The organism is Candidatus Uabimicrobium amorphum, from assembly GCF_009002475.1.
Taxonomy (GTDB): Bacteria; Planctomycetota; Uabimicrobiia; order Uabimicrobiales; family Uabimicrobiaceae; genus Uabimicrobium; species Uabimicrobium amorphum.
The window spans coordinates 243,592-257,368 of the sequence record NZ_AP019860.1 but is presented as its reverse complement, the minus strand read 5'-3'; the positions used below and the strand labels follow the sequence as shown (position 1 = coordinate 257,368).

Annotated in this window: 10 protein-coding genes; 3 read left to right on the top strand and 7 right to left on the bottom strand. The window is 37.9% G+C overall.

Features of this window, described 5'->3' with window-relative positions; translation table 11 throughout:
• Window positions 1-45 precede the first annotated feature (45 nt).
• The 4 genes from rsmA to UABAM_RS00910 all read right to left on the bottom strand — a co-directional run bounded on the left by rsmA (window position 46) and on the right by UABAM_RS00910 (window position 6,253).
• Window positions 46-933 carry a 16S rRNA (adenine(1518)-N(6)/adenine(1519)-N(6))-dimethyltransferase RsmA gene (rsmA, locus tag UABAM_RS00925; RefSeq protein ID WP_151966111.1) on the bottom strand — a complete coding sequence of 296 codons (888 nt, stop codon included), beginning with the start codon at window positions 931-933 and terminating at the stop codon, window positions 46-48.
• A gap of 5 nt (window positions 934-938) precedes the next feature.
• On the bottom strand, window positions 939-2,522 hold the full coding sequence (locus UABAM_RS00920; RefSeq protein WP_151966110.1) for an FHA domain-containing protein: 1,584 nt from the start codon (window positions 2,520-2,522) through the stop codon (window positions 939-941).
• 179 nt (window positions 2,523-2,701) lie between these two features.
• Window positions 2,702-3,103, bottom strand: coding sequence for a hypothetical protein (locus UABAM_RS00915; RefSeq protein ID WP_151966109.1), 402 nt, complete (start codon window positions 3,101-3,103; stop codon window positions 2,702-2,704).
• Between the two features lie 123 nt (window positions 3,104-3,226).
• Window positions 3,227-6,253, bottom strand: coding sequence for a serine/threonine protein kinase (locus UABAM_RS00910; RefSeq protein ID WP_151966108.1), 3,027 nt, complete (start codon window positions 6,251-6,253; stop codon window positions 3,227-3,229).
• Window positions 6,254-6,375: 122 nt separating this feature from the next.
• Here UABAM_RS00910 and UABAM_RS00905 point away from each other — a divergent pair, with 122 nt between their 5' ends.
• The 3 genes from UABAM_RS00905 (at window position 6,376) to UABAM_RS00895 (ending at window position 9,978) form a co-directional block, all read left to right on the top strand.
• Window positions 6,376-6,840: a hypothetical protein gene (locus UABAM_RS00905; protein ID WP_151966107.1), complete on the top strand. Its 465-nt coding sequence runs from the start codon at window positions 6,376-6,378 to the stop codon at window positions 6,838-6,840.
• Between the two features lie 12 nt (window positions 6,841-6,852).
• The gene (locus UABAM_RS00900) at window positions 6,853-8,148 is read left to right on the top strand and encodes a hypothetical protein (protein WP_151966106.1); all 1,296 of its coding nucleotides are present in this window, start codon (window positions 6,853-6,855) and stop codon (window positions 8,146-8,148) included.
• Between the two features lie 147 nt (window positions 8,149-8,295).
• On the top strand, window positions 8,296-9,978 hold the full coding sequence (locus UABAM_RS00895) for a helix-turn-helix domain-containing protein (RefSeq protein WP_151966105.1): 1,683 nt from the start codon (window positions 8,296-8,298) through the stop codon (window positions 9,976-9,978).
• A gap of 63 nt (window positions 9,979-10,041) precedes the next feature.
• Here the strand turns inward: UABAM_RS00895 and UABAM_RS00890 are convergent, their stop codons facing one another.
• Genes UABAM_RS00890 through UABAM_RS00880 form a run of 3 tightly spaced genes read right to left on the bottom strand, consistent with a single transcriptional unit; the run spans window position 10,042 to window position 13,533 of the window.
• Window positions 10,042-12,168 carry a S41 family peptidase gene (locus UABAM_RS00890; RefSeq protein ID WP_151966104.1) on the bottom strand — a complete coding sequence of 709 codons (2,127 nt, stop codon included), beginning with the start codon at window positions 12,166-12,168 and terminating at the stop codon, window positions 10,042-10,044.
• 29 nt (window positions 12,169-12,197) lie between these two features.
• The gene (gene ybeY, locus UABAM_RS00885) at window positions 12,198-12,626 is read right to left on the bottom strand and encodes an rRNA maturation RNase YbeY (RefSeq protein ID WP_173013059.1); all 429 of its coding nucleotides are present in this window, start codon (window positions 12,624-12,626) and stop codon (window positions 12,198-12,200) included.
• A complete protein-coding gene (locus UABAM_RS00880) occupies window positions 12,595-13,533 on the bottom strand; it encodes a PhoH family protein (RefSeq protein WP_151966102.1) in 939 nt (312 codons plus the stop codon). Before UABAM_RS00880 ends, ybeY begins: the two co-directional genes overlap by 32 nt.
• Window positions 13,534-13,777: the final 244 nt, after the last annotated feature.

The following is a 13,777-nucleotide window of genomic DNA, read 5'->3' as shown; positions in this document are numbered from 1 at the left end:
ACAGAGTTTTTTATTGAAAAACGACCGAATACGTCAGAGTCAGCTTTAATCGCTATTCAGGAGATCATTCAATATGTTTGCCATGTGAATAAACTCTTCCACAGAAAAAGTTTCTGGACGTCGCGATAAGTCAAACTGTTCTTGTAGTTTCTCTAAATTCTCTTTTGAAATTTCCGGTAAATTCGCTCCCTTTTTTAGAGAGTTGGAAATTTTTTTGCGACGCAAACAAAATGTTGCCTGAATCAAGGTCTTAAAGAGATCTATGTTATTGATAGTATGCAACAATTTGTTGTCAGGTACAATTTGTAAAATAGCGGACGTTACCTTTGGTGCAGGAAAAAATGCACTGGCAGGAACATACTTTAAAATTTTTGCGTGGGAATATATTTGAGTTTGTACTGTTAAAGGGCCATAAAATTCGGTTTGTGGTGATGCAACAATTCGCGCGGCAATTTCTTTCTGTACCATAATGACCATCTGTGAAATAGGAATAGAACACGACAGAAAATTGACAATGATAGGAGCGGAAATGTTGTAAGGTAGATTTGCAACTATTTTAAGACTATTTTGACCTAGTGCCTCACTCACCTTTTGTAAAACAATAGGATTCAGTTGTCTTTTTTTACGTAGAATATCTTCAGAGATGATTTCGATATTGTCTGCTGCGGCAAAAGATCCTTGTAGCGCTTTTACCATGATAGGGTCTATTTCCACAACAAATAGCTTTTTTACCATGGGTTGCAAAAACTGCGTCAAATGACCAAGACCAGCGCCAATTTCTAACACAATATCATCTTGATCTAACTGAGCTGCTTTTTGGATAGCGACATGATATTGTGTATCCAATAAAAAATTTTGCCCCCACTTTTTTTGGGGGGCAGCACCTAAAAAATTTAAATATCTCTGAAGTTTTTTGGGAGATGTGGGAAACATATGGTTTAGTTTTCTTTGGCAAATTTAATAAGAGATTCGATAATCTGTTTTTTACTTTTCTTCGCCTTTTTGCCTTCTTCATTTATCACAACGCGATGATGCAAAACATAATAAGACATCTTACTCACGTCTTCAATAGAGACTTCTTTTCGATTGTCTAAAAGTGCATGAGTTTGCGCTGCTCGCAACAAAGAAAGTCCTGCTTTACGTCCACAACCGTAAAGAAAATACTGTTTAACGTCTTCACATTGACTCTGATATGGACGACTATGATGTACAATGGTTGCGATAAACTTTAAGACCTCATCACTCACAACACTGTTGGCCATTAACATTTGGAAATAACCAAAACAACGTGTGAAATTCATTGGTTTTTTTGCTCTGTTTATCACACCGATATTTTGTTTCAATATAGACGTTTCGAGATCAATTCCCAAATAGTCTAAAGGAACATCAAACATAAAAGCATCTTTGTATTGCATCATTTGCGAAGAAGTTTGCTTGCTTGGCAAATTTCCGGCAATAATCGTGTTTACTTGTTGAAAGTTACTCGTTTTTCTTTCTGTAGGCATCTTTTGATTTTGTAAAAAGTCAAAAATAAGCGTCATTACGTTTTCAGGTGCTTGAAAATTATGATCGATAAAATTCAAATTATTACTGAACAACGTCTCTAAATTGTACTTACTGCTATTTTCTATGTGATTTTCGATACCGACATTGGAAACTCTCTGAACAGAAAGCCCTAATAGTTCGCTAACAGTACGAACAATAAATAATTTCCCTGCTCCTGGAGGGCCTGTAAGTAAACAGTGTTCATTGTTGATAAGAGCAATAAACAGTAGCCGTGCTACGTAGTCATAACCAACCACTTGCTGGGCAAATTGTGCCGTAAATGTTTTATATAATTCACCTACTTGTTTCGCGGCCGTCGCACTGCGGCGATTGCGCATTTCTACAGAGCGATTCCCGGTAGCACTTTGCGATGCGCCTTCTACATCATCGGTGTTGTTTACGGGCTCTGATGGTTTTGAACTTTTGTTTAGGCTAATTTCTTTAGGATGCGCGGCCGATGCTGGAGGCATTGGTGGGGTAGGCGCTGGTACAGGAGGAACTGGTGGTGGCGCCGGTTGTTCCGAAGGCGGTGAAACTTCTTCTTGCTTCACGGGCACTTCTACTTCTTCTTTTTTTGGCGTCTCGACTTCTTTTTTCGGTGGAGCTTTCACCTCTAGTTCTTCGTCTTGCAGCGGATGTTTTTTTATCGGTGAGTCAGCAAGCATGCTCTCTTCGGTCTGCAAAGGTTTTTCTTGGGCAATCATAAAAATAATTTCTGCCGCCCCCACGGAGATTTTGTCGCCGTCTTCCAACTCTTGTTTTTTAATTGGTTTTTGATTTACCAACGTACCATTTTGGCTGTCGCAATCTACAGCAAACCATGAATCTCCAACTTTGATAATATTGCAATGTCTACGCGAAGCATTGCGGTCTTTAATGGGGATATCATTTTTACTACTTCTACCAATAGTAACTACACGGCTTTCAATATTAAAAACTATTTCTTCGCCATTTTCGATAATGATCAGACGTTCCATTATGTCTTTCCTTGACCAATAACAAACTCTAAACCATGCCTTTTAAAATGAATTTGCAAAACTAGCAGTAAAGTAGACATGCTTTTTGCTACCAGGTAACAAATACTTTGCTACCACACCTTATATATTTTAGAATACAACACGTCCTATGGGCATGTCGCCTCAAACAAAATTACCCATTAGCCATTATATTCTTGATAAACAAGTATAATCGTAAACTTATCGGGATTTTCTGTAGATTGAGGAACTACAGACAAGTGAAGAACTTCATCAGGAGAAACAAACTCTAACAACTCATCGAGTTTACTGTTTAACTTATCTTTTGTTGTGTCTTCAACGTTTGTAATAATACGAGGTATTCCTTGATTTCCTCCTCCACTACTTATCTGATCTTGGAGCGTTATAATAAGAGTATTCAAATTTGCCATACGTATGGCAAACTTATCTTCTATTTCTTGCAAACTAAAAGAAGAGGGGTCATCGTCTTGATGTGCAACTAGTTCATCAACCATTGTTTCTAAAAGGTTGTCTTTTACACGTATAAGCACGTTTAATGCCGTATGAAGTGAATTATCTTCCATGTGTTATATTTTCCTCGTTGTTTAAACACTACAAACAGGGATGTATTCCCTGGTAATCGTTCGGCTTCTTAATGTCGAAGTTTTTGATCATATTCTAACGTTATTTGTTATGGGAATCTATCTCTAAAATTTAAAATGTTCTTTCTCTAGATATTTCTCGGTATAAAAATGAGCATTTTGTATTCGTATAGATTTAATTATTAGTGGATAACGTGACTTGAGATTTACAATTCCAATATAAAAATCTTTGTTTAACTCATATCCTTCATCTTCCAATTGGATGTTTTTTTGCCTTATATGAAAATCCAATGGATTTGTCTTTGCCTTAAAAAAAATTGTTTGAGGGTTAACGTCTCCACGAGGGAACTTTTTTCGTAAACGACGTATGAGCTTAAATCCACCAAACTTAGAGTTGACCGTACCAATTTCTATGGTTTTAGGGTGAACCAAGTACATCAACTGCGACTCTTTTCCGCTCAAGCCTATGATACCAAAAGAATTCGGCCAACGTCCGGCCGACAGATTGCGACGTCTTGTTCTACGGTTAACAGGATTCCATATCTCTACATCAACTTCAAATTCCTCTGTCACTGGAAATTTCCACAGGAGTATGTACCCTCCACCAACAGCCGGAAATTTGCTTGCGGCTTTATTTGAGGTTATGCGTTTTCCCTTGATACGCATTAACACCCAATCTTTTGCCCCATCGGGATTTCTCTCGAAATTATAAAAAAAGGAGTTATTATTGCTTTGTAATTCCATTAACTCGCGTATACGTGCTTCATTGCGTTTCTCGTCGTAGTAAGCATTTAATTCTTCATCGTTAAAAACAGTTTTTGTTTTTTGGCACACATTCTGCACTCTTTTGTATTTGTGTTGCCGCGATAAATTACCCAAAACTTTTGTCATGTGGTCGTGTAAATGTTCTTTATTATCTTCCTCTAAATCTTTGATATCTTCATCGTCAATCTCAATGGCAAAAACACTTGCGTGATGGTCTAGGAGTTTTTCCCAATGCTGCCCCCTATGTCGCCGTGAATAATTTACAAATCGCTCAAAGGCCTTTCGTGTTGTATCAATCCACGCTTCATCCAAATCTTCTAAGGCATCACGATGATCACGTAAAAAGTTCAGTAGTTCCATAAATGTAGATAAGTCGCTATTGTCTGGTGCTTGCGCAAAAGACGTATTCAGGATTTCATCCTTGAGTTTTTTCATTTCGTCGTTTATAAAAGACTGCTTTCCTAAAATTTCTTCTTCTATAAAAGGTACCATTCGCACATACAAACCCAGAATTTTTTCGACACCCGCAAGACCTTGTTCTTCTAATATTTTTGTAAAGTATTTCTTTATACTTTCATCTATCTTTGCCAATTCAAGATACAAAACGTTCTCTGACGAAAATTTTTGGATCAATGACTGTGATTTCTCTAAAATGTCTAAAGCTTTGTCCATGTCTCCCGCTGAGATAAGTTCGTTGATTTTTGTTAGTTGTGTAATGAGTTTTTCTTGTTCAGGGTCCAACGTTTTTTCTTCGCGTTCCTCTTTGTTTTCGTTTCGAGGCTCCACATTTTTTATTTCTTCCCATTCGTTCTTGGGAGACTCTTTTTTAGACTGCGCTTCTTCATTATTTGCGGCAATTTGCCTTTGAATGGCGGCGATAAGTTCTTGTTGACGACGTACATGTCTCGGAGAAAAAGAGATACGTTCTATTTCCTCAATCAAACTTTGTAGTTCAAATTCGGATAACTCAGGTACTTTCTTTTCAAAACCATCAAGTGTATCGCTTTGTAACGAGTTGACATGAACGCTTAGTTTGCTTACATATGGTATAATAGCTTCATGATCTACTTTGTCTTTTACCTGTGTGGCCAACACGTGCGCATGAGAATAATTTTGCTCGGTTAGCTGTACAAGAATAGAGGCTCTATGTTTTTCAAACAAGGACATTTGCTCTTCAATATGGCGAAGTTTCTCATCTGAAATAACGTCGTTGTAGTGTTTGGCTTTTCCAAAAGCATCGCCCCACTTGTCCTCATTAAGAAGCGTCACTATTTCGTCATATAACGCATCAACATCGACATTATTACCACTGCTAATAAACAGTGTAAATGCGACTAAACCCAGAACGATCCCCACGGCAATAACCAAAAAATTATTATTGTTACTTCTTTTAGCTCGTTGGTTTGCCAAACGACTGGTCGAGGAGCTGCTAAAACTTTTATTTCGCTCTTTCGCGTCACGAGAAGAAGTTAAACGGTCCAAGCGGTCTCTCTTCAGGCGTCGCGTTTGCACTTTCCTTGTACGATTTTTGCTAATATTCACTTTGGGAGCCACAATTTTGCCATCGAGAATATCTTGAATGTGCGTCATAAGCTCCTGCGGGTTCTGGAAGCGGTCGCTGGTTTTTTTTGCCGTCATTTTATTTATCAAAGCAACAGTTGCTGCAGAAACATTTTTTGAATCTCTGGGGTCTGGCATTTCGCTGGAAATGTGTTTCATGCAAACGGCAGCAGCATGTGGAGCATCAAATGGAACATGCCCTGTAATCATGTGAAAAAGTGTTATTCCGAGGTTATATATATCGCTTCGCGTATCAACCTCTTTCTCTCCACGGCATTGCTCAGGAGACATGTAATGCGGAGTTCCCATCATACCACCTGACACTGTCGTGTTATGGGAAGTACTTTTTGCAAGCCCTAAATCGCACAACAACACGCGTTTGTCTGGTGTAATCATTATGTTGTCGGGTTTTATATCGCGGTGGATAATGTCATTTTTGTAAGCGTGGTTCAATGCCTGAGATATTTGCAGTACAATCTCAAGAGCTTTTTTTTCTGAAAAAGTCTGTTGTTCTAGGCTGGATTGTAGGTTTACGCCTTCGATGAATTCCATCACAAAATAACACACTTCATCGTTTTTTCCGTGATCAATTCCTCTTACGATATTCGGATGATTAAGTTTAGCTACCGATTTGGCTTCTTTTTCAAACCTTTTGATGTAAGATTCGTTTTCCGTAGTGTTGGGAATAACCTTAATGGCGACGTAGCGGTCCATTGAGATTTGTTTTGCTTTAAAAACTTGTCCCATTCCCCCGACACCTAGAACGCTATCAATTAAATATCCATCTATTTTTGGGTATTTAGCCACGTGATCCGCCTTTCTACTTAAGATTTTGCCAAAAACGGAATTTTTGTTTATTTTGTTTGCGCATTTTACGAATGCAACGTAAAATGCTGCATATTTTACATGAAGTTTAAACAGGAAGAACCATGTCTCATTCTAGCAACAAATGGAAAAAATTACAAAAAATATTGCGAAGATTCATAGTTTACACATCTATAGTTGCTGTTATATACTTAACAACGCGTTTCTCTGTACTATCAATTCGCAGCAGTATAAATTTTCAGGATAAAATCCTTCCTGCTGGTTATGTTCTCATTGATTGGTACTTCAGTTATGGAAGAAAACTAGATGCGAGTGATATTGTTATTACTCAAACAGATGTATGCTACATCATAGCAACTAAAAACAACACACTTTACAAAGAGGATGGCATACTTTATGTAGATAATATACCTACTAATTTTTCTGTCGCAAGTAATTTTATTCTTCCAAAACTCACAACAGGTAAATATTTGGTGTATACTTCTAGTAGCAAGCACTCAAAAAAAATTGACATTATCGACTCTCAGCACATACGAGCAAGAATTTTAATGACATTACTTCAAAAATAAACAAGGATAAAAATGATACACGATAAAAAGTTTTTCAAGCTGTTGCTGTTCGCAGCACTGTTACTATCTATCAATGCGGGTATTTTTGCCGTTATCGAATTTACCATCACAAACATGACCTTAGTTTTTTATAGCTTATCCGTCCCTTGTGTGTGGAAAATATCCTCCATTTTGAGTTGGCGCATGGGCTATTTCGTTCAAGAAGATCAAAAAGAACGTAAAAAAACAGCCTTTGTTATTTTCTTCGCTTCAACCCTGTATCTATTTGTTTCCATTTTGAGTTTGTTTTCATGTGTGATGCTATTTCCTCATCCATACATCCACAGATATCTCATTGGTATTATTTACAGCGTGGGTATGCTAAACATCATTTATTTGTACTATATAGCTATTTGTATTCGCCAAAAATCTCTTCCGCGGTTGTTTGCAACTCGTTATAAAGTACAACGTACATTTGATAAAATTTCTCAAATACGAAGAGAGTTTTGTACTGCGCAAAATTTTACACAAGAAAATTTTGACAAAAAGTGTAAAGACAGTCCAACGGAGTACAATGCAAAAAAATATTTTGCGAAACGTCTTTTGAGTACATGCGTTTATGTTGCTATATTTCTTTGGATATTTGTAATTATTCCATGGACAAGTTTACCTGAAATTTATTTTTTTTACAAAATTATATTTGCAATCGTCATCACAATTAGTAGCATTAATATTTTTGCATCCGTATTAAAAAGCTACAAAACGTGTTTTGTGTACAAGCATGGTATAAAAATACGTGAGTTATTCTCTGAAAAATGCCTTTTTTGGGAACAAATTCACTATGTAATTATGCAAGATGTGGAAATTGAAATTCATTGTTTTGATGGTGCAAAAGTTGTCATCCCTTTTCAAGACGTAAAAAGAGACCATTCTTTTCTAGAAAGTCTTTTTCATCCAGGAGAGTTTCTTTTCCAGAAAAAACCACCAAAGAGTTTTTCTTGGGAAAAAATAGGGGATATACAACACCTATTCAAACAAAATAATCGAAAAATTTCAAAAGAAGCAAAATTAGAAAAAATTAGTTCTGATAAGCTATTTATTGTAGATAAAGATCAACTTTTTTGTTTAAAAAAGCCTAACTCCACTATCAAAAAGTCCGAGCCTACACTCAAAGTATTTATGGGCAAACTTCCCTTTGAAGTATTTTTTATGCATGAAGTGCTGTGGAAAAAAATGCAAAAATTGAAGGACGTTTCGTACATAAAGACTTTTATTTACGAATACGTAGATCGTGTCAAGGTTTGTGATGAAATAGAAAATCAAACATAAATACGCTTTACACTGGAAAAAATGTTCGTTATAATAGTTATTTAGAGTTAATAATGTTTTGTTGTGTTGTTGATTAGCATTAGGGATTTGTAGGGACGTGTTAGCCCTTACTATGACCTTTACTTCAACTTCAGTAGAGGAAATGTAATGTCTGGTGTGTATACATTTGGTGAAGTAAAAGAAAAACTTGGGATTACATCAAAAGAACTCAATGATTTGATGGCGAGTAGCCAATTAAATCCCGTTAGACATGAAGGTAGTCTAAAATTTCAACAAGCTGATGTTGAAAGAATCAAGAAGCAAAAAGATCATGAGCACCTCTTGCGCGGCAACCAACCTTCAGGTGATAAAAAGTACTACTCCTGGGATGAGGCTTTGACAAAGTTGCAGATTGAAAATGAAGACCTGCAGCGTTTTATTGAAGATGGAGATATCCAGGCGCATCAAGAAGGTGGAGAAGTAAAGTTTTCCTGTGAAGAGATAGATCGTTGGATCAGCACCCTCATGGACGACAAAACCATTGTTATGCCCGGAAGCAGTGGAGATATTGTTGTAGAAGACGAAGAAGCAATGAGTTTGGCCATTCCAACAAACCTAGGCTCACCATCTATATCAATACCACAAAAAGAAACATACTCCCTAGACCAAACACTACGCGAACTACAACTTGAAGAGGAAAGTCTCGAAAAAATGGTCGAAAATGGGGAAATTGAGACCCTGAGTGTTGGTGGGGAAATTCGTTACGTCCAAGAAGACGTTGACAAATATCGCCAACAAAAACAAGCCGACCAGACAATTGTCATGCCTTCCAACCAAGAACTTGTTGTAGAAGAAGATGATGACGATTTTGCACCAATTGTGATACCCGCGGCAAACACAGGTACAAGCATGAAAATTGATTTTTCAGCCACACCTGACAACAAAATTGACAACCTATATACAGAACCTGCGCAGCCAGCTATGGTCATTTCACCGGAGGAAAGCATTCCTACACCAGTTGTAGCTCCCACTCCCATAGCAGAAGTCGTGGCCCCAGCAATCGAAATAAATACATACCAGCCGCAACCTAAACAAGATGCTCCACGAAAAGAATTTACCAAATCTTTCTACACACTTGCAGAAGTTGCCCAAGAGCTAGAGGTAGACCCAGATGAGTTGATGGAGATTATCAAATCACACGAGATAAAAACCTATCGCATGAATAAGCTGAAAAATATCAAGCGTAGTGACTTACTCAAGTTATGCTCAATGCAGTTTGTACAAAACTCCATGCAGGTTCCCAATAAACCGACCCCAGCATCGCCAGCAGTACCAGAAACACCAACACCGACAGCACAATCACATTCAATAATACCACAACACCTTGCACCACAAATGCACGACGATGACGACGATGATGATGCTGCGGATGCAATTCCCATTCAAGATTTAGCTTCATCTATCAACGAAGAGAATTCAAAACCTAAGCCAAAATATGAAAACACTATCGTTCTTCCTCTAGTCGATGACTTCGCAGAAGAAAACGAGCAGGCGAAAAAAGTATATTCTCCAAAGGTAACCCCTCCTGTAGCACAACAAGGAGATCCTTCAATGTACTACTCATTTGCAGAAGCGTTAAACCTTTTACAAATGGAAAAAGAAGATCTTGATAGGTTACTCAATCAAGGTACCCTAAGCTACACAATAATTAATGGGGTGAAAAGTTTGTTGAAAAAAGAAGTGACGGACTACAAAACAAACAAAATGATAGAGCCCACAATAATGATGGATGATTCGGGAGATGATGTTCTAGAAGAAGAAAATGATGATGACATATTCTTCATAAGCTAAAATTGCAAAAGCCTACCTAACGTCAAAAAAAAATGGGCGGCATTTATTGCGCCGCCCTAAAAATTATTTCCCCTTTAATTCCTCAGCGAAGATACGATATTCTTCCAAATCTTTCACATCGATGTTTATCTTCTTACAAAGCTCCCAAATGCCTCTTTGCAACATTGGATCCTCTAAATAGTCACAGGCATATTGCTTGCCGCGATCATCAGAAACTCTTGCGCGTACTTTGGCTCGTAACCAATAACGAACATCATTTTTACTAGCCTTTGTTTTTAAAGAAGTATACCAAGCTTCGAACTCAGGATATTTAGAGTAGTCCAATTGATCATTGTCTGCAAGGCCGTGAAATTTCTCAATGTTTTGTTGATAATGTTTATCAAGATAACTCTGAAAAGCTTTCTTTTCCTCTAAACGAGTATATTCTTCATTTTTCCAACTTTCAAAGTCTTTATAGCTCACTTCGATGTTGGGAGAAATCCCCTTGCGTTCAACAATTTTTCCATCTTCATCCATAATGTTGTGAATACAACTACCATCTGGCAAATAATACAGGGCAATTGTCAGTTTAAGTCTTGCTCCAGGACGTGTATCTAAAGCGATGGGCTCTTGAACGGATCCTTTGCCAAATGTTCTTTGGCCAATAAGCACTGCTCTTTTGTAGTGCTTCAACGCTCCGGCAACAATTTCAGATGCGCTTGCTGAAGACTCATCTACCAAGACAACCATTGGAAAGTCAGGGTGCGTTTTATTGGTACTATAATAATTAAATCTTTTGCCTTTTTGTGGGTGGCGGCCTTCACTATATACAACGAGCTTCTTACCGGAAATAAATTTGTCCACAATATCAACAGCAACTTGTAAGAAACCACCGCCATTGCCTCTTAGATCGAGAACAAAAGCCTTCATTCCGTCCTTTTCCAGTTGACGTAAAGCTTTTTCCATATCCTCGGTACCTTTTCGACCAAACTGGGTCAGTTTTATATAACCAATATTTCCAGGCAGCATTTGCGTAAATAAACTAGGTACGCGTATTTTTTCACGATTTACTTCTATTTCACGTGCTTTACTCCAACCATTGCGGTATATCTTAAGTTTTACAGACGTTCCTTTTTCACCTTTAATTTTTTTAACAATTTCATCAATGGTCTTATCGCGTGTTGACCAACCGTTCACCTCAAGAACTTTATCCAAAGAGCGAACTCCTGCCTTGTAAGCTGGTCCACTGTATACCGGAGAAGTAATTGTAAATTGTCCATCTTGTTCCCCCACATACACACCAATCCCCACATACTCTTCATTAATCGTGGTTCGTACAAAGTCGTCCCACTCCTCTTTTGTCCAAAAAGCAGAGTGAACATCGGTACCGGCCACAACGCCATCTACCGCGGAGTTAATCAACTTCTTTTTCGTAAACTTATCTCCCACCACATGATATTCATTGATCTTGCGAATAACTTCATCAACAAGCGGGTACTTTAGCTTATCTTTCGTCACCGTTTCTTTAGGGGTTGATGGCTGCGAACTCAGCAGCGTTTCATAACGACTTACTTGCGCTTCGTGATTGAGTAAAATTTGCGCCATACGCCCCTGAGGAGTTGGCTGTTCCTTTAATCGATTTAAGATAGGTAGTGCTATATTTATATTTCCGACTTCGCCAAGAGCGAGGGCAGCTTCTGCTTGTAGTTGAAAGTTGTCCACTTTTAGAAATCCTTTTAGCGATTTTATCGCATCAGGAGATCGCGAAATCTGCCATGTGAGTTTTGCGATGGCTATTTTTACGTACGGATCAAATGCTCGGTCGTGGACTTCGAGAAGTTCCTCTTCTAACTCAAAATCTCCAATAACTTCCAACATTCCCGTGGCCATAATTTTTAGGTCTCTTGGGTTTCTTTCCTCGAGAATCTCAACTAGCTTTTGTTGTGTATAATCAAGCTCCCCAAGACTGATGAGCGCTTTTAAGCAACCAATTTTTGCGATAGTTGGTAGTGTATTGTATTTGCGCTTTATTACCGGAGAAACATTGGTGCCTAGGCCATATAATTTTGCCGCAGCTCCCCAAATATTAGGGTTTTTCTTACGCGTCATCCACTTTACGTATTTGTCTACCCGTGACTCTAAATCGTTTTGTGCGTAACCAATACTTATACAAAATATGACTAGCAACAATATGCAAACTTTATTTTTCATATTTGAAACCCTTTCGCAGTACGTAAATTCTAATCATCCCAACTCCAAGTATACCCTAATTGTTCTAGAAGTTTTTTTTCTATCGCATGCATTTCCTTGTATTCTTCATCACTGTGATCATCATATCCCAAGAGATGCAAAACACCATGAAATGTGTACAGCAAAATTTCCCCCTGCACATCAATCTTTCTTTCCGTAGCTTCACGTAAAGCTGTCTCTGCCGAAACAATCAGTTCGCCTTCTTTAGAAGAAATAGGAAAGCTGAGTACATCTGTTGGTCCGGTATGTTTTAAATATCTCTCGTTAAAAGTGCTAATTTCGGCATCATCGACATAAACGATAGATAAACGAAAATTATCCAGCTCTGGTATTAATTCTAGAGCTTTTTTTATCTGAGAGGGAATTATCTCTACATGCGACTGCTCGTTAGTGATGACTATTTTGCGATTTTTTTTCATAAGCATCTACAATTCTTTGAACTAAACGATGGCGGACAATATCATTTTGTGTTAGGTGCGCAAATTCAATTCCACGAACACCTTGTAAAATTCTCTCCGCTTCCACTAAACCAGATACTTGCCCAGGAGGTAAGTCCACTTGAGTTCGATCCCCGGTAACTACGGTTTTCGAATGAAGCCCCATGCGAGTTAAAAACATACGCATCTGTCCACTTGTGGTGTTTTGAGCCTCATCAAGTATAATAAAGGCATTCTCTAGAGTACGTCCGCGCATATACGCCAATGGTGCTACTTCGATAATATTTTTTTCCATATACTTCTTTACTCTAGTATAATCTCCCAAATCATAAAGGGAATCGTAAAGAGGACGGAGATAAGGATTTACCTTAGCTTGGAAATCACCAGGTAAAAAACCGAGTTTTTCCCCTGCTTCGACGGCAGGACGCACTAGTATGAGTTTGCGAACAACATTTTTACGTAAAGCGTCAAGAGCCATCGCCACCGCTAAATGAGTTTTCCCGGTTCCTGCAGGACCTATCGCAAAAACAATATCGTTTTTTTTCATTGCGGAAAGATAGTTTTTTTGGCCTAAGGTTCGTGGAGAAATAGGAAAATATTCGCTTTCCTCCACAGGCGGCTTTTCTTTTTCTTCTTGGGGTAAGTGTTTCTCGATAATACTATCTATTTCTTTTTGGCTAATATTACCTTTTGCTAGTATCTTATTTTTTACTTGTTCAACAACACTAGTTACACACTCTATAGAGTGTGCGTCCCCTAATATTTTTAGATTATCCCGAGCGAGAATATCGACATTAAATTTTTTTTTCATCAGTTTAATGTTGCAATTTTGTGTTCCAAAAAGCAATGATATATCGGGAAAATCTTGAAGAGATATAATATGTTCCATAAACTAAGTGTACCACGTCTTTCTATATAAAACGAATCTTTACGCCGCGGAGGTGAAACAAAATAACGTATCCACATCCTATTTGTAAATTTCTTTGCAATCGCATAAAGATTTTGACATCTGATCATAATGTATTACGCAATATTTGTAAATATTTATTTGGTCATTTAGGGAGTGTCATCCATGAAAGTTTATTTAATTGATGACACTCCCTAATTCGAGCCTGACACCCATTCTATTCCAC